This is a genomic window from Nocardiopsis sp. iso_238, from assembly GCF_056173325.1.
Window position 1 is genome coordinate 790,189 of the sequence record NZ_CM149668.1, and the last position, 16,737, is coordinate 806,925.

A 16,737-nucleotide genomic window follows, 5' to 3' on the forward strand; every position below is an offset into this window, starting at 1 on the left:
GCCTCCTATGAGCGGGGGTCCGGACCCTCAGGGCCGTCCGTGCCGGTGGTCCGGGGAAAGCGGTCCAGCACCCGGTGGACGTCGGCGGGTACCGCCCGGCCCGCGCGCTCGCGCTCGCGGGCGAAGTCCGCGCACATGCGGGCCAGCTCGGCGTCGGCCCGCTCGTCCACCCCCGCCACCAGGCGCAGCGGCACTCCGACGAACAGGCACTTGAGCACGGTCTGGCGCCAGGAGTGGTCGTCCAGCAGGGCCTGGGCCCCGCTGGCGGCCGCCGCCGCGACCAGCCGGGTGTCGTTGGTCCGCAGGGCGTCGGCCAGCAGGCGGCGGGCGGTGGCGGCCACCTCGGGCTCCCGGGTGTCGAGGCGGCCGAGCGCGTGCAGGACCGCGCGGCGCTCCTCGGCGTCGCCGTACTCGTAGAGGGCGTCCACCTCCCCGGCCAGGTCGGCGGGGGACAGCACCCGGGCCACCTGGCGCAGCAGGTCCGCGCGTACCAGGTCGTCGAGGGTGGGCCCCGCCGTCCCGGAGGGATCGCCGGAGGGCCCGGCGCCGCGCGCCACCCGGCGGGCGGCGGCGGGGAAGAGCACCGCGACGCGCTCCGGGCGCTCGGCCAGCTCGGCGCGGAGCGCGGCCAGCTCCGCGCGGGCGCCCTCCGCCAACAGATCCCCGACGTCCACCACGGTCCCGCTCCCTCCGGTCCGACCACCCGTGCCGCTCACTGCCGCTCACCCCGTTCCGCCAGGACCCGGGCCCAGGCCGCGTCCAGCGCCCGCTTGGAGCGCTCCGCGACCAGCGGCGCCGCGTGCCCGTGCCGGGGCAGCTCCACCGAGGCCAGCCCGGTGTACCCGGCCCGGTCCAGGGCGCCCAGCACCCCGGCCAGGTCGAGGTCGCCCTCACCGAACTCCAGGTGTTCGTGCACCCGGGGACGCATGTCGTCCAGCTGCACGTTGGCGATCAGTTCCCCGGCCCGGGCCACCGCGCCCTCGGGGCCGTCGGGTTCGTTGCACACCCCGTGCCCCACGTCCAACGTCACCCTGAGCCGCGCGGGGTCGCCCAGCGCGCGCCGCAGTTCCAGGACGTCCTCCAGACGCTCCGCGAACATGCCCGGCTCGGGCTCGAAGGCGAGGTCCACGCCGAGCTCGTCCGCCGTCACCAGGACCTTCTCCACCCCGGCGAGGAGCCGGTCCCGACCCTGCTCCCGGGTGGCCCCGGCGGGCAGGATCCCCGACCAGAAGGACACCGCCTCCGCGCCGAGGGTGTGGGCGACCCGCACCGCCCGGCGCAGCAGGTCCACCCGCACGTCGCGGTCCCGGTCGGAGACCAGGGTGGGTTCGTGCTTGCGGCGCGGGTCCAGCAGGTACCGGGCGCCGGTCTCCACGACCGCCGCGAGGCCCAGCGCGTCCAGCCTGCGGGCGACCGCCGCCACCCGGGCGTTCACGTCCAACGAGAACGGGTCCAGGTGGGGGTGGTCCAGGGTCAGCCCGACCCCCTCGTAACCGAGGTCGGCGATGATCGCCAGGGCGTCGTCCAGCCGGTGGTCCCAGAACCCGTTCGTCCCGTACCCCAGCCTCAGGTGCTCGCTCATGTCACCGACACCGCCCTGGCCGCCCGCGCGGTGACCGGGGCCCCGGCCGCGAGCGCGCAGGCCGTGCCGACCGCCCCGTACCGGGACAGCAGCGCCGCCTGGAGCGGGATCATCCCCCGGATGCCGATTCCGGTCGCCTCCCGCGCGTGGTCGGCGCTGGGCTCGGCCACCGCCCGGGCCTGGGCCAGCCCGACCGTGGCCGCGAACGAGCCCGCGAAGGCCCCGGCGGCCAGCTCGCCCACCGTGCCCCGCGCCGTGGCGGGGGCCGTGCGCGACGGGTTTGCCGCCACGACCGCGCCGGTCAGGGTGCAGGCCAGCGCCCCGGCGGCCACCTCCGGGCGGGTGCCGTGGACCTCGCCCCGGCTCAGCGTCGTCACCCCGTAGGTGTGCGCGGCCATCGCCGCGGCGGGCAGCACCGCCGCGCCGGTCCGGTCACCGGCACCCAGCAGCACGTCCAGCCCCCGGTTGACCGCCATCCCCAACGGGGCCAGCGGTGTGGGCTTCAGGACGAGGTCGTAGGTCCACACCGTGGTGGCCAGGGCGGTCGCCACCAGCGCGGACCGGCCGCCCCCCGCCAGCGCCGCGATCCCCACCCCGGCGGCGGTGAGCCCGGTCGCCACCGCCAGGGCCTCACCCGGGGACACCTCCCCCGAGGGGAGCGGGCGTTCGGGGCGCTCCACCGCGTCGAGGTCGCGGTCGGCGTAGTCGTTGAGGGCCATCCCCGCCCAGTACAGACAGACCGAGGCGGCGGGGAGCGCCCAGGTACTCGGTCGGCCCAGCCGACCGGCCGCGGCGGCACCGGTGAGGGAGTCACCGAGCACGGTCAACGCGGCGGGCAGGCGCACCAGCCGGGCCAGGGACCCCAGCTTCCGGCTCATCCGCGCCCCGCCCCCTCCGCCGGTCCGGCGCACCAGGCGGTGAGCGCCTCCCACTGCGCGGCCAGCCCGTGCACGTCGCTCCCGGCCGGGTCCTTGAAGAAGAAGCCCAGCTCCGGGACCGGTCCCGCGCGACCGGTCCGGTGGGCGTGGGCGGCCAGCCGGGCCAGGTCCAGGACCAGTGGCGCGGCCAGCGCCGAGTCGTAGCCGGACCAGGTGAACTGGAGGCTCATCCGGGCGCCCAGGAACCCCTCGAAGGACACGTGGTCCCAGGCGGTCTTGGCGTCGCCCAGGTCGGGCACGTAGTCGATGTGCAGGGGCCCGTCCACCGGGTGCCCCAGCAGGTGCTCCAGGCCCCGCGCCTTGGAGGCGGTCTTGCTGTCGTTGCTCGCGGGGTCGGAGAGGGTCGCCCCGTCGCCGCCGCCCAGGAGGTTCAGGGAGGACCACGAGCGCACACGCAGCGCCCGGGCCGCGAACATCGGCGCGAGCACGCTCTTGACCAGGGTCTCCCCGGTCTTGCCGTCCGAACCCGCCCACGGCAGCCCCAGCTCCTCGGCCAGGGCCGCCAGCGCGGGCGGGCGCGGCCCCGCGTTCGGAGTGAACTCCACGAAGGAGCACCCCGCCCGCAGGGCCGCGTACGCGTACACCGAACTCGCCGGGATCCGTGCGGTCCCCGCGTCCAGGGCCGCCTCCAGCAGGTCGGGCGCGGAGAGCTCGGGCACCCGCTCCGGCGGGGGCTCGGTGCTGGACAGGTCCACCACCACGACGCGCTCCACCGCCTCGTCCTCCGCGAACGCGCGCAGGTCCTGCTCCAGGCGGTCCGTGTGACAGCGGGCGAACCCCTCGGGACGCGGCTCCACGCCCCGGCGGACGCGCCGGTCCACGGCGTCGAGCTCGTCCGCGAAGGCCTCGGGGAGGTGCGGTGGGACCACGCCCGACCTGGCCAGCGGCTCCGCGCTCTTGGACAGGTGGGTGTCCGAGACGTCGTGACCCCCGAAGACCAGGTCACCGAGGCCGGGCAGGCCAGCGTCGGCGAACTCGGGGCGCTCGGTCACGCACCCCGTCCGCTCGGCGGCGCCCGCCCGCACGGCCAGCGCCCCCAGGACGGCCGTGGTGGCGACCGAACCGCGCGCCCCGACCAACCACACTCCGATGCGTGTCATGTGCTCCCCTGCTGGTTGTCGTGCTCGTCCCGGTGGACCTCGTGTCAGTGGCCGTCGTGGCCGGGCGGCGGACCGTCCCCGGTCGCCCCCTCGCCCTCCTCGGCCTCGTCCGGCTGGAGGGCGCCGCTGCCGGGCTCGGAGGGCAGGTACAGGTGGATGTGGCCGTGTCCGGCGTCGACACTGACCATGTCGAGCTGGGTGGCCGCCACCGACCAGGCCGTGACCGCCTGGTCGCGCAGGTCGGCGGCGAGGTCCAGCAGTTCGGTCCGCTGGTCCTCGTCGGCCCGAGCGGCGGCGGCGTAGGCGCTCACCGCCGAACCGAGCAGGTCCACCGAGCCGTCCAGCCCGGAGAGGGTGACGTTGAAGTCGGTGCGGCCGGAGTCGTCGAGTTCGAAGTGGGCTCCGGCGTCGCGGACCGTGCCGAGCCAGCCGTCGATCTCCTCGTCGTCCGGGAAGTCCTCGGAGGGCGCGGAGCCGTCGGCGGGCAGGACCCCGTTCAGGGCCTCCAGGGCCGGGACCAGCTCCTCGTGCGCGGCCCTGGTGTGGCCGATCAGGCTGGACACCTGGTCCACGTGGCGGGCGTCGGCGGAGGCCTCCAGCTCCGCCACCCGGGCCGGGTCCGGGGAGACCTGGTCGTCCCCGCCCCCGAAGAAGAGCACCACCGAGGCGACGACGGCGCCGACCAGCAGCACGGAGCCACCGGTCAGCCACCAGGTGGTGGGGTTGGAGTTCGAGGATTGAACCCCCTCGGTCCTGTCCGGGGAGGGGGTCTTCCCCTGCTGGCTGCTCAAGGGATCGGTGCTCACGGGCACCTCCTGTCAGGTTGACACTGGCCGGGTCACGGGCGGCGCGTGCCGTGCGAGCGACGCCGCGGGGGTGTGGCGGGGCCGGGGTCCGGCCCCGCCACGGTTCGTCGCGTTACTGCTGATCCGGAGCTACTCGGGTGGTGCGGTCAGGTGTTCGAGGCCGTCGGCCAGGCGCCCCAGCTCCTCTCGGGTGTCGGGGTCGGCCACGGTCTCGGCGGTCGTCCGGAACCGGTCGAGCGAGCGTCCGGCCTGTGCGGGCCGACCCACGCTCACGTGGTGCTCGGCCAGTTCCAGCTGACGGGTGAGCCGGGTGGCCTCGGAGGCGGTCAGACCGCCCGCCTCGGCCAGTTCCCCGACCCGTTCGTGGACCTCGGCGAAGGTGAACGTCTCCGTCTCGTCCTCCAGGTCGGTGACCTGCACGTCGCGGAACCACACGAGGTCGTTCGCGCCGTGGTTCTGGAGCCCGACGCGTCCGGCCGAGAGGTCGCGGGCGGGGTCGGTGCTCTCGAACTCGTTGACCAGCTCGCCGTTGATCCACACGCGGATCATCGGGTCGTCGACCTCGATCTCCATCGTGTTCCACTCGCCCACGACCTCCGGGTGGGAGGAGGCGGCCTGGAACGTGTACACGGCCCCCGTCTGGGTGAGGGGGTCTCCGTCGGGGGCGCCGTACGGGTCGATCTGGATCTCGTAGCCCTCGTTGACCGCGACCCACGGGTCGTCGCCCGGGTCGGGGAAGCCGACGAAGACACCGGAGTTGTCGGACTCCTCGTGGGTGAGGTAGTCCAGCTTCATCCGGTAGGAGCCGAGCTCGTCCTCGTGCCAGAGCAGGCCCATGCCGCCCTCGGTCTGGAGGACGCACCCGTCACCGTCGTCGACGATCTCGAAGCTCCCCGGACCGGCCATGTTCCAGCCGTCCAGGGACTCCCCGTCCCACAGGGCGCGGTAGCCGTCGTCGAGTTTGGGCGGCGCGCACTCCACGGGGGCGGGTTCGTCCCCGACCGTGATGGTGTGGGTGGCGGAGGCGCCGGTGCGGCCCTCGCCGTCGGTGGCCACGGCGCTGACCGCGTACTCGCCCTCGGGGACGTCGGTCCAGGAGGCCTCGTAGGGGCCTTCGGCCACCGTGGCGACCGGCTGCCCGTCCACGAGGAACTCCACCTCCTCGATCCCGGCGTCACCGTGGTCGGTGACCTCCGCCGAGAGGGGGACGTCCTCGCCCGCCTCGAAGGTCGCGCCGTCGGCCGGGCTGGTCAGCTCGGTCTCGGGCCCGTCCTCGTGGCCGCCGTCGTGGTCGGCGTTCACGTCGAAGTAGTTGACGTTGAACAGCGCCTCGTCCCCGGCCCCGTCGTTGACGAAGACCAGGTGGAGGTCGATGGTGCCGCCGGGGTCGGTGACGTCGTCCATCGTGACGTCGGTCCACTCCTGCCAGCCGCCGGTGGGTGCGACGTCGACCGAGCCGACCAGTTCACCGTCGGGGGAGTCGGCGCGGGCCTCGATGGTGCCGCCCGCCCCGTCCGAGGCCACACGGAAGCCGATCTGCTCGACCCCGTGCAGGTTGACCGGGTCGTAGGAGACCCAGCTGCCGTGGTGGATGCCGCCGAGGTTGCGCAGGCCCCCGTTGGGGTCCTCCGTGGAGTCGGTGACCACTCCCTCGCTGCCGGTGAAGTACTGCGCCTGCATCCGCGACGGGTTGAGCTTGATCCCGTCGCTGCCGGTGAGGGCCGGAACGCCGTCCCCGCCGCGGTCGGTGTACTCGGCCTGGAGGACCCAGAAGATGTTCATGTCGTGGCCGTGACCGCCGTCGGTCCCGGTGACGCTGACACCCTCACAGCCCTCGTACTGGGTCCAGGGGTGGGCGTGGCTGTCGTGGCCCAGCGACGAGGTGACGTCCACCTCGCCGCAGTCGATCCCGTTCCCGATCGACCCGTCCTCGGTGTCCTCCACGGTCACGTCGAACGGGATCTCGTCGCCCCAGTCGAAGAACTGGCCGTCGCGGGGCGAGTCGAAGGCGACCTTGGGCGCGGTGTTGCCCGCGGTGATCGTCACCGTGGCCGTGCCCGTGCGCTCCTCGGTATCGGTCACCGTGAGGCTGACGTTGTACCGGCCCGCCTCCTCGAAGGTGTGCGTGGGCGCGGGGTCGGTCGAGGTCGTGCCGTCCCCGAAGTTCCACGCGTAGTCGAAGGCCAGGCCGCCGGGGTGGAAGGAGCCCTCACCGGAGAACTCCACGGTCAGCGGCGCCGGACCCGAGGTGGCGCTGGTGCCGATCCGGGCCACCGGGCTGTCGCCCGACCCGGAGTAGTCGATGCGGGAGATCGCGGAGTCCTCCGCCCCGCCGAACCAGCCGGAGCCGTACTCCAGCACGTACAGGGCGCCGTCCGGGCCGAACTCCATGTCCATGGGATTGGCCAGGTCGATGTCCGGGACGGTCTCGGTGATGTCGAGGACACCGCCCTCGTCGTCCAGGTGCACCTGCTTGATCCACTGGCGGCTCCACTCGTACAGCAGCGGGACGCCGTCGTAGTACTCGGGCCACTTGTTGTCCGAGTCCAGCTCGGGGTCGAAGTCGTAGGCCGGGCCGCCCATGGGGGCGCCGCCGCCGGTGCCCAGGTGCGGGAACTCCTCGGACTCGTCGTAGCCGTACCAGATCGACGCCGGGGTGACCGGGGGCAGCTCCGTCAGCCCGGTGTTGCGCGGCGACTCGTTGACCGGGGCGTCGCAGTCGAACGGCTCCCCGGACGTGCCGGACCCGAAGTCGTACTTGTTGTAGGCGGAGTTGTTGCCGATGCAGTACGGCCAGCCGATATTGACCGGCTCGGTGATGTGGTGCCAGGTGACCGTGTTCTCCGGGCCGCGTTCGGGGTCGGCCACGGGTGAGTCCGGTCCGTAGTCGGCCAGGTAGACGCTGCCGTCGTTCTGGTCCACGGAGAACCGGAACGGGTTGCGCAGGCCCATCGCGAGGATCTCGGGGCGGGTCAGGTCCGCGTCGGAGGTCTCCGGCGGGAACAGGTTGCCCTCGGGGATGTCGTATCCGCCGTCCTCGTTGACGGAGATGCGGATCAGCTTGCCGCGCAGGTCGTTGGTGTTGGCCGAGCCGCGCTGGGCGTCGAAGGCCGGGTTGCGGCTCTCCCGCTCGTCGTGCGGGCTGAACCCGTCCGAACCGAAGGCGCTGGTGTCGTCGCCGGTGGACAGGAGGAGGTTGCCGTCGGGGTCGAAGTCGATGTCGCCGCCGACGTGGCAGCACATGCCCCGGGTGGCCTCGACCTCCAGGATCACCTGTTCGCTCTCCAGGTCCAGGGAGGGTTCGTCACCGTCCACGAACTGGAAGCGCGACAGGTTGTTGTGCGCCTCGAAGGGCTCGAAGTCCTCCGGGGAACCGTTCTCCGGTGCGGCGCCCGAGGGGACGCCGTCGATCACGGGCGCGTAGTACAGGTACACCCACCCGTTCTCCTCGAAGTCCGGGTCGAGCGCGATGCCCTGGAGCCCGTCCTCGTCGTGGTCGTAGACCGGGACGTCCGCGAGCGCGTTCGTGCTGTAGGTCTCGGGGGACCACATGGACACCTGGCCGTTGCGGGAGGTGTGCATGATCCGGCCGTCGGGGAGCACGGCCATGCCCATGGGCTCGCCGACGTTCTCCTCGCCCTGGGCGAGCGTGACCTTCTCGAAGTTGTCCCACTGGGTGGCGCCGCAGTCGCCCTCGACCTGTCCGGCGGCCCACTGGAGGCCTCCGAGCAGGTGGGCGGTGAACTCCGGCTCCGAGTACGACTCGACGGTGTGGCCTCCGCCGGTGTACCAGGACCTGCCGCCGTCGTACACCTGGCACCAGGCGATCGGGTGGTCGAAGCCCATCTGTCCGGCCGGGTCGACGACGTCCTCGTAGGAGGCCTCGTTCAGGCCCGCCAGGACGTGGACGTCACCGCGCGGGCTGACGTCGTAGTCGTACCACTCGTCGTGCCGGTCCCAGCTGGCCGGGAGCATGGACGTCGAGGGGTGGGCGCGGTCGTTGACCATCACCTCGGCGTCCTGGGTGCCGGGCGGGTGGCTGGCGAAGTACGCGCCGACCAGGTCGCCGTACCACTCCCAGTCGTAGTGGGTGTCTGAGGCGGAGTGGACGCCGACGTACCCGCCGCCGTCCTGGACGTACTCCTCGAACGCGGCCTGCTGGCCCTCGTCCAGGACGTCGCCGGTGGTGGAGAGCCAGATGACCGCGTCGAAGCGGGCCAGGTCCTCCGGGTTGAAGATGTCGGCGTCCTCGGAGTGCTCGGTCTCGAAGCCGTGCTCCTCCGCGAGTGCCTCGTAGAGGGCGACGCCGTAGGGGATGGAGTCGTGTCGGAAGCCGGTGGTCTTGGAGAAGATGAGCGCGGTGAACGGCTCCTCCTCCACGGCGTCGGCCTGGGCCGGGACCGACGTCAGCCCGAGGGCCAACGCGATGCTCGCCGTCAGCGCGCCCAGCGTTCGTAGGGGTCTCTTGATCACGGGAAACCTCACCTGGGGGTGGGGGGTCGATGAGTCCGTGCGGCGTGCCGGCGCCGACGGCAGGGACGGTGGGCCGCGTGCGGCGATCCGTCGGGGAGTTCCTGCTATCGCGTTCGGAAGCGGGGGGGTGGCCGCCTCATCGGTGTGATCAGTCCACGGCGGCACCTTTCGTCGGGGGCAGGGAGGAACCTGGGCGAGACGACTCGCTGGCATTCTCCGTCGTGGCGGTTCCGTTGACCAGGGGCTCTGAGTAACCTGTTGAGGCCCCTGGGTTCACGGTCCGTAACCGTTCCAGGTCGTCGCGGCCGAGGGGGTCTCGGTCTTTCGTACAAACCTGGGCGGATCGGACCACTGGGGCGCGCACCTAACGGTCCGTCCGGGGGACGTCGACCCAGCGGCGCTCGCGGGCCGACTCCAGCACGGCCTCCGCGAGCACGGCGGCCCGCAGTCCGTCCGCGAAGACGGGGAGTCCTTCGGGTTCCCCGCCCGCGACGGCGGCGCCGGTGTCCGCGACCAGGGCGTTGAAGCAGTCCTGGTAGCCCTGCGGGTGGCCGACCGGGAGGGTGACCATGCGGGCCGCGTCCGGACCGAGGTCGGCGTCGTCGCGGGAGATGACCGCCGAGCGGTCGCGCCCGCCCGCCCAGAGGGTCTCGGGGCGTTCCTGGTCGAAGCGGAGCGAGCCCTCGGTGCCGGAGACCTCCAGCACCAGCTGGTTCTTGCGGCCGGGGGAGACCTGGCTGATCACGGCGGTTCCCACGGCCCCGCCCTCGGTGGAGAACTGGAGGGTCACCAGGTCCTCGGTGGTGACCGCGCGGCCCGCCTCGCCCCGGTGCTCGTTGAACCGGGAGGTCTGGGCGCTCACCGCGTCGATGCGGTCGCCGGTGACGAACTCCAGCATGTCGCACCAGTGCGAGCCGATGTCCCCGAAGGCCCGGGTGGGGCCGCCGATCTTCGGGTCGACGCGCCAGTTGTCCTCCTCGGGGTGGAGGAGCCAGTCCTGGAGGTAGCCGCCGTGGGCGAGGCCGATCCGGCCGACGGCGCCCGAGGCGACCCGGGCGCGGGCCTCGCGGGCCATGGGGTGGAAGCGGTAGACGAAGGGGACGACGGCGACCCGGTCGGCCTCGTGCGCGGCCCGGGTGAGGCCGCGGGCGGTCTCGGCGTCGGTGGCCAGCGGCTTCTCGCAGACCACATGCTTGCCCGCCGCGAGGGCGGCCAGGCTCAGAGGGGCGTGCAGATGGTTGGGGGTGCACACGTGCACCACGTCGACGTCGGGTCGGTGGATCAGTTCGAGGGGGTCGGCGTGGGCCCGGGCGAGGCCGTGGGCGGCGCGGAAGTCCTCGGCCCTGGCGGGGGAGGACCCCGCCACACCGACGACCTCGCCGCCGGAGGCGCGGACGGCGTGGGTGTGGACCCGGCCCATGAAGCCGGTTCCGATCACCGCGGCGCGGTAGGCCGAGGGGGCGGTGTGCCCCGGCGAACCGCCCAGACCTGTGACCTGTTTCACTGACATGACCGAGACGTTACGTCTGACTTATGTCGAAGGTCAAGCATAAGTTGCCGGATGTGGACAAAATAGATGAATGACGGCCACTCAATAGATCCTGTGCTTCACTGGTCCCATGACGGAAGACGCGCTGACAGCTCCACAGCGAACCCCGGCCGCCACAGCCGCGCCCGGCGCCGGGACCCTGCTCCGGCTGCTGCGCGACGGACGTCCACGCACCCGCTCCGAGCTGGCCTCCGTCACCGGCCTGGCCCGCTCCACGGTCACCCAGCGCGTGGACGCGCTCCTGGCCAGCGGGCTCATCGGACCGGCCGGGGAAGCCGTCTCCACCGGCGGGCGACCGCCCACGACCTTCTCGTTCCGCCCGGACGCACGCGTCGTGCTCGCCGCCGACCTGGGCGCCACCCACGCCCGGCTCGCCCTCACCGACATGTCGGGGACCGTGCTCGCGGAGGACCGCGCCGACATCGACATCGCGCAGGGCCCCGAAGCCGTCCTGGACTGGGTGGTGGACCACGGTCTCGCCCTGCTCGCCTCATCCGGACACGGCACCGGTGACCTGCTCGGCGTCGGCGTGGGCCTGCCCGGCCCCGTCCAGCACTCCACCGGGCGCGCGGTCAACCCGCCGATCATGCCCGGCTGGGACGGCTTCGACGTGTCCGGCCACGTGCGCGGCCGCATCGACCGGCCCGTGCTGGTGGACAACGACGTCAACATCATGGCCGTCGGTGAACACCACGTCGCCTGGCCCACCGCGAGCCACCTGCTCTTCGTGAAGGTCGCCACGGGCATCGGCTGCGGGATCGTCAGCGAGGGCAGTGTCTACCGGGGTGCTCAGGGAGCCGCCGGGGACATGGGGCACATCCACGTGCCCAGCGGGGCCGACCGGCCCTGCCGCTGCGGCAACACCGGCTGCCTGGAGGCGGTGGCCAGCGGACACGCGCTCGCGGAGGCCCTGACCGCCGAGGGGGTCCCCGCCTCGGGCGCCCGCGACGTGGTGGAACTGTCCCGCAACGGGTCCGTCCCGGCGCTGCGCGCCCTGCGCCAGGCGGGCCGCGACGTCGGTGAGGTGCTGGCCGCCTCGGTCAACATGTTCAACCCGTCGGTGATCGTCGTCGGCGGTGCGCTGGCCATGGCCGGGGACCACCTGCTCGCCGGGGTCCGGGAGGTCATCTACCAGCGCTCGTTGCCGCTGGCCACGGAGAACCTGAGCATCGCCTCGTCCAAGGCTGGTGAGAGCGCGGGCGTGATCGGCGCGGCCGTCATGGTCATCGAGCACTGCCTGAGCCCCGAACACGCCGAGTCCCTGGTCATGGGCGCCTGACCGGGAGCGGGCCCGTGGCGGGTCCCGCTCCCCGGAGGTGGGTCAGGAACGGGCGAACGGAGCCCGCCACCACCAGTGCCCCTCGGGCGCCCCGGCCGGGACCGCCTCGGGAACGGCGCCCTCGGCCTGCGGCAGCCCCTCCTTCAGCTCCTCGTCGACGTCGTCGATGTCCTCCGCCTTGACCACGGCGAACGTCACCGCGCCCAGGAAGCCCTCGAAGAGGTTCTCCAGCATGGAGCGGTACAGGCAGGCCGCGTACCACTCGGGACCGGAGGCCAGCTGCTCGGCGCGGGCCACCGTCCTGCGGATCTCCCCGCCGCGCACCGCGGCGCGCTCCGCGACCGAGAGCCGTTGTTCCTGCGTGCCGACGAGGTCGGGCGAACCGATCCGGGCTCCCCACAGCAACAGCAACGACTGGTCCAGGGGCGCCTCCGGGTCAGCGAGGCCGACCCGAGCCTGCTCCAGCAGCTCCTCCGGCCTGCCGGAGAAGGCGTGCACGGGGCTCTGCGGGAACGCGGGCCAGCCGTGCTCGGCCAGGTGGGCCGTGCCGTCGCCCATGATCTCCACCTGGGTGGACAGGGTGACCGTGGCCGACGGGGACAGGGGGGCGACCCGCTCGAAGACCAGGCGCAACACACCCTCGTCCACACCCCCGGACCTGGCGCGCCCGGTGCGCACGGACTCCGAGGCGGAGGCGTGGTACGAGGGGATCGGGTTCCCGCGCTCGGCCGGAGGGAGTTCGTCCAGGCGGCGCATGACGTGCACCGCGGCGTTGATCGGGGAGTCGAAACCGATCCGGTCGGCGGACTCGCGCAGGGTCGTCACCACGGCCTTGGACCCGGCGCTCAGGTCGACGCGGACGCCGCCCCGGCCCAGGGCGTTCACCTCAGCGAGGTCCCGCTGGAGCCGCGTCTCCACCGGGGAGGGGTTGCCGTCGGTCATCAGGAATCCCAGTCCTCAGGGTGGTAGTCGTAGAGCTTCTCTTCAATTTCCTGTTGGCTCATGTCAAGGCGCGTGGGAGCCCGCCACCACCAGTGGGATTCAGGAACCCAGGAGGGGATGTCGCCGGGTGGGATGGGCGGGATCTCGTTGGCGTCATTGACGTAGAGCTCATCGATCTCAGCCAGCCCGCCCACGTCTGCTGGATGCACGAGCTCGGCGAAGGGAACGAACTCGTCGATCACGACCTGAATGTGACTCCGATAGTAGCAGGAGCGTCGGAATCCATCCTGCATGCTTCTCAACGCAAGCATTTCACACTTGCTGACGTAGGCCTGGAATCCATGTCGATTTGCATCTGACTTCAGGAGTCCGCGGACTTTGTCAACGAAGTCCGGAGGCCACTCTTGTTCGTTCATCCTGTTGTACGCCCACAGGGTCACGAGTCGGTCCACGGCCTCATCGTAGATGCTCGCGATGGCAGCTCCGCTTGTTTCGTTATCGGTGCTCTCCAGTAGGGAGAGGATCACGTTCTCCTCGGCCCTAGTCTCGTTCATGTTCGGCTGACCTCTCTACCTTGTCTTTCATGTGGGTCGGTGCCACGACGCCTGTTTGCGGGCGAATGAACAGTCGGGCCCGGAGTGCGGAAACCTCTCCGGATTCCTTTGATGAGGACTCCTGTTTCTTTAGTGTTTTGTCTTTTCTTTGTGGAAGTATTCGGTCGATGACAATGCTTGCTGATTGTCCCTGGTCCATCCTGTTGAAGCTGCTGACCTCCCCATTTCGGATCGTAGATGCCAGGCTCTTGAGGTATGCCGCGACGGGGTGCCCTACTTGTTCTTCCTTCGGAAGTTCGCCGAAGTGTTTTCGGGCATGGTAGGCGGTGGAGGTGTCGTGGCCCATGCCGATGTTGTCAGCCTGCTCTCGAATTGCTGAGACAACCTCCTCGTCGCTCTGGTTCAGGTTGATGTCGACTCTTCCCTGTCGGCGCTCCTCGCGAATTATTTCTGTATCGGCGTCGAGTACGCCCTGGACATCGATCCTGGTCATTCTTCTGGAGGCTAGTTCAAGTTTGTCGACCTTGGACAGATCTCGCCTGTTGGTGGCGATGTCCTGGCTCTGTTCGTCGTAGAGGGCCTTGAAGTACTCGTATCTGTATGCGAACTCCTGCAGGCCGGAGCTTCCCCTATGGGCGAAGCGCAGACCTTCGATGACCGCCGGGCGGACCGCGTCGGCTTCCGGTGAGTCCTTCCCCATGGTCGGATACTTGTTATGCACCGCCTTCGCCAGGCGCTGCCAGCCGAGTCCGGTGCGGTCCTCGCCGTTCCGGAGTTTTTCGATCCCACGGTCGCTCATTCCGGCCCAACGGAGCATTTCCTCCAGTTGGGTGGCCCTTTCTTCCTTCTCACGCTGTTGCGCTTCGGCGTCGGGACTCTGTGGGGGTTGGGACATGGGGGTGGGCTCTCCCATCGGGGGCGGAGGGCTGGGTTTCGGGGCCGAACCGTTCGATGGGGCTGGTTCGACGAGTCCGTGCAGTGGAAATCCTGGCATGCGAAGGGGGCGGGGACCTCTCGGGTCCCCGCCCCCGGCGGTGTCGTATCTCCGGTCAGTCGTCGCGGGTGCCGTGACGGGCACGGTCCTCCTCCGCGCGCTGGGCCTCGGCACGGTCGCGAGCGGCGTCGTACTCGGCGTCCTCCTCCATCGCGCGGTAGCGCGTGGGGTCGTACTCCCGCCGTTCGACGTCGGGCAGGACACCCTCGTGGCGCAGTGCCGGGCCCTCCTCGCGTCTGGCCTGTCGGGGGACCCGGCTGATCACCGCGGTCCGGCCGACGCCCCGCAGCAGCGAGGCGATGGCGATACCGCAGACCAGGTTGATCAGGCCCGTCGCGACCTGGCTGGAGATCTCGGCGCCCTGTGTGAAGGGCGTGACGGCCGCGATGGCCGTGGCCAGACCGACGATCCAGCCGAAGAACGAGAGCGCCCGGGGCGCGGACAGCAGCAACAGGTGGAGCAGTGCGGTCGCGAGCAGCGCGACCAGCCCCGCCAGGAGCGCGTAACCGACCGTTCCGGCGTCACCCAGGTTCCCGGCCTCCTCCGGTGCCAGCACCGGGACGCCGAAGACCCCGCGAACCACCAGGGTTCCGGCGAAGATGACCAGTGCGGCGACCACCGCGGTGGCCAGGCCGCCGGACCAGAGCCGGGTCACGTTGACGGCTCGTTCACTTCCGATTTCGTTCATCCCGATATCCCCAAAATAGGGCTCGAACTCGGTCGTAGGCCACATACCCGCAGCTCCGCAGCGGTAACCCACGCGTGGAACACTGTGGGTATGGCTCCTTTCGCGCACGCTCGCGTCGATCTCGACGCGATCACCTCCAACGCCCGGCTGCTCCGTGAACTGGCCGGGGGGACGCCCCTCATGGGGGTGGTCAAGGCCGACGGATACGGCCACGGGATGGTCCCCGCCGCGCGTGCCCTGATCGCGGGCGGAGCCACCTGGCTGGGGACCGCGCTCATCAAGGAGGGGCTGGAGCTGCGCCGAGCGGGCGTCACGGTGCCCGTCCTGTCCTGGATCATTCCCCCGGGGGAGCCGGTGGGGGAGGCGATCGAGGCCGACATCGACCTCGGGATCAGCGACCGCGCCGTGCTGGACACGGTGGTCTCCGAGGCCCGCCGTCTGGGCCGGGTCGCGCGGGTCCAGCTCAAGGCGGACACCGGCCTGAACCGGGGCGGCGTGAACCGGGGCGACTGGGCCTCCGTGGTCGAGGCCGCCGCGCTCGCGGAACAGGAGGGCACCGTCCGGGTCACCGGCCTGTGGTCGCACTTCGCCTGCGCGGACGAGCCCGGTCACCCGTCGATCCAGGCGCAGCTGGACGTCTTCCACGAGGCGCTCCTGGTGGCGGACAAGGCGGGGCTGAACCCGGAGGTCCGGCACATCTCCAACTCGGCCGCGCTGTTGACCCTGCCGGAGGCGCGGTTCGATCTGGTGCGGGGCGGAATCGCGAGTTATGGACTCTGCCCAATCCCTGATTTGGACGTGCCCGGATTGCGCCCCGCGATGACCCTCGAATCGAGGATCGCACTCACCAAGCGCGTCCCCGCGGGCAGCGGCGTCTCCTACGGCCACCGGTACGTCACCCAGGAGGAGACCACCCTGGCCCTCGTGCCGCTCGGCTACGCGGACGGGGTGCCCCGCGCCGCCACCAACCGGGGCCCGGTCCAGCTGGGCGGCGCCCGCCGCACCATCGCGGGAACAGTCTGCATGGACCAGTTCGTTGTCGATGTCGGAGACGATCCGGTGCGCGCGGGCGACCTCGCGGTCCTGTTCGGAGACCCGGGCCGGGGCGTTCCCACCGCGCAGGACTGGGCCGACGTCCTGGACACCATCCCGTACGAGATCATCACGCGGATCGGTGCCCGGGTACCGCGCGAGTACGTCGGCTGACGCAGTCCCCGATATCGGTCACGAACCTTCTCCACCCGGCCTAACCTGGGTGAAGAGGGACCTTCGGCGCGCTCCGGCGCTGACCACCACACGGACCAACCTGTGAGAGCGATGACAGACACCACAGCCACCACCGCGTCCCACGTCCACGCGGTGACCGCCGCGACGGACGAGGACATGCGCGTTCTGGGCCGTGACCTGGCCGCACTCTCCCGCCCCGGGGACCTGCTGATCCTCTCCGGGCCGCTGGGAGCGGGCAAGACCACCCTCACCCAGGGGCTCGGACAGGGCCTCGGCGTGCGGGGATCGGTCACCTCGCCCACGTTCGTCATCTCCAGAATCCACCCGTCCCTGGTCGGCGGCCCCGCCCTCGTGCACGTGGACGCCTACCGGCTCGGCGGTCCCGACGAGGTCGACGACATCGACCTGGACATGACCCTGGGCGAGTCCGTCACCGTCGTCGAGTGGGGTGAGGGCGTGGCCGAGGGTCTGGCCGACGACCGCCTGGAGATCCGGATCGAACGCCACTCCGACGACACCCGCACCGTCCACCTGCGCCCGGTGGGCGCGCGGTGGACCGACATCGACCTGCCCGGCACCGCCGCCGGGAACGGATAGGCGGAACA

14 protein-coding genes are annotated in these 16,737 nt (G+C 71.5%); 3 read left to right on the forward strand and 11 right to left on the reverse strand.

Features of this window, described 5'->3' with window-relative positions:
- Positions 1-5: 5 nt before the first annotated feature.
- The 7 genes from AC0VYL_RS03600 to AC0VYL_RS03630 form a co-directional block, all read right to left on the reverse strand.
- Positions 6-716: an EboA domain-containing protein gene (locus AC0VYL_RS03600; RefSeq protein ID WP_475482317.1), complete on the reverse strand. Its 711-nt coding sequence runs from the start codon at positions 714-716 to the stop codon at positions 6-8.
- Positions 713-1,582 carry a sugar phosphate isomerase/epimerase family protein gene (locus AC0VYL_RS03605; RefSeq protein ID WP_475482318.1) on the reverse strand — a complete coding sequence of 290 codons (870 nt, stop codon included), beginning with the start codon at positions 1,580-1,582 and terminating at the stop codon, positions 713-715. The genes AC0VYL_RS03600 and AC0VYL_RS03605 overlap by 4 nt, the downstream gene beginning before the upstream one ends.
- Entirely contained in the window at positions 1,579-2,460 is an 882-nt protein-coding gene (locus AC0VYL_RS03610; protein ID WP_475482319.1) for an SCO3242 family prenyltransferase, read from the reverse strand. Before AC0VYL_RS03610 ends, AC0VYL_RS03605 begins: the two co-directional genes overlap by 4 nt.
- On the reverse strand, positions 2,457-3,620 hold the full coding sequence (locus tag AC0VYL_RS03615) for an inositol-3-phosphate synthase (protein WP_475482320.1): 1,164 nt from the start codon (positions 3,618-3,620) through the stop codon (positions 2,457-2,459). The genes AC0VYL_RS03610 and AC0VYL_RS03615 overlap by 4 nt, the downstream gene beginning before the upstream one ends.
- 44 nt (positions 3,621-3,664) lie before the next feature.
- Positions 3,665-4,426 carry a hypothetical protein gene (locus AC0VYL_RS03620; protein ID WP_475482321.1) on the reverse strand — a complete coding sequence of 254 codons (762 nt, stop codon included), beginning with the start codon at positions 4,424-4,426 and terminating at the stop codon, positions 3,665-3,667.
- A 129-nt stretch (positions 4,427-4,555) separates the two neighbouring features.
- The gene (locus tag AC0VYL_RS03625) at positions 4,556-8,899 is read right to left on the reverse strand and encodes a ThuA domain-containing protein (RefSeq protein WP_475482322.1); all 4,344 of its coding nucleotides are present in this window, start codon (positions 8,897-8,899) and stop codon (positions 4,556-4,558) included.
- Between the two features lie 364 nt (positions 8,900-9,263).
- On the reverse strand, positions 9,264-10,403 hold the full coding sequence (locus AC0VYL_RS03630; RefSeq protein ID WP_475483461.1) for a Gfo/Idh/MocA family protein: 1,140 nt from the start codon (positions 10,401-10,403) through the stop codon (positions 9,264-9,266).
- Between the two features lie 115 nt (positions 10,404-10,518).
- Here AC0VYL_RS03630 and AC0VYL_RS03635 point away from each other — a divergent pair, with 115 nt between their 5' ends.
- Positions 10,519-11,727, forward strand: a complete 1,209-nt coding sequence (locus tag AC0VYL_RS03635; protein ID WP_475482323.1) for an ROK family protein — start codon at positions 10,519-10,521, stop codon at positions 11,725-11,727.
- A gap of 42 nt (positions 11,728-11,769) precedes the next feature.
- Here the strand turns inward: AC0VYL_RS03635 and AC0VYL_RS03640 are convergent, their stop codons facing one another.
- The 4 genes from AC0VYL_RS03640 to AC0VYL_RS03655 form a co-directional block, all read right to left on the reverse strand.
- The gene (locus tag AC0VYL_RS03640; protein WP_475482324.1) at positions 11,770-12,669 is read right to left on the reverse strand and encodes a hypothetical protein; all 900 of its coding nucleotides are present in this window, start codon (positions 12,667-12,669) and stop codon (positions 11,770-11,772) included.
- Positions 12,669-13,223: a hypothetical protein gene (locus AC0VYL_RS03645; protein WP_475482325.1), complete on the reverse strand. Its 555-nt coding sequence runs from the start codon at positions 13,221-13,223 to the stop codon at positions 12,669-12,671. Before AC0VYL_RS03645 ends, AC0VYL_RS03640 begins: the two co-directional genes overlap by 1 nt.
- Positions 13,210-14,118: a hypothetical protein gene (locus AC0VYL_RS03650; RefSeq protein WP_475482326.1), complete on the reverse strand. Its 909-nt coding sequence runs from the start codon at positions 14,116-14,118 to the stop codon at positions 13,210-13,212. Before AC0VYL_RS03650 ends, AC0VYL_RS03645 begins: the two co-directional genes overlap by 14 nt.
- Before the next feature lie 154 nt (positions 14,119-14,272).
- The gene (locus AC0VYL_RS03655; RefSeq protein ID WP_475459180.1) at positions 14,273-14,905 is read right to left on the reverse strand and encodes a DUF6069 family protein; all 633 of its coding nucleotides are present in this window, start codon (positions 14,903-14,905) and stop codon (positions 14,273-14,275) included.
- 90 nt (positions 14,906-14,995) lie between these two features.
- Between AC0VYL_RS03655 and alr the strand changes: the two genes are divergently transcribed.
- Together alr and tsaE are read left to right on the forward strand one after the other, a co-directional pair.
- Positions 14,996-16,111 carry an alanine racemase gene (gene alr, locus AC0VYL_RS03660; RefSeq protein WP_475459183.1) on the forward strand — a complete coding sequence of 372 codons (1,116 nt, stop codon included), beginning with the start codon at positions 14,996-14,998 and terminating at the stop codon, positions 16,109-16,111.
- Between the two features lie 111 nt (positions 16,112-16,222).
- Positions 16,223-16,729 carry a tRNA (adenosine(37)-N6)-threonylcarbamoyltransferase complex ATPase subunit type 1 TsaE gene (gene tsaE, locus AC0VYL_RS03665; RefSeq protein ID WP_475459185.1) on the forward strand — a complete coding sequence of 169 codons (507 nt, stop codon included), beginning with the start codon at positions 16,223-16,225 and terminating at the stop codon, positions 16,727-16,729.
- Positions 16,730-16,737: the final 8 nt, after the last annotated feature.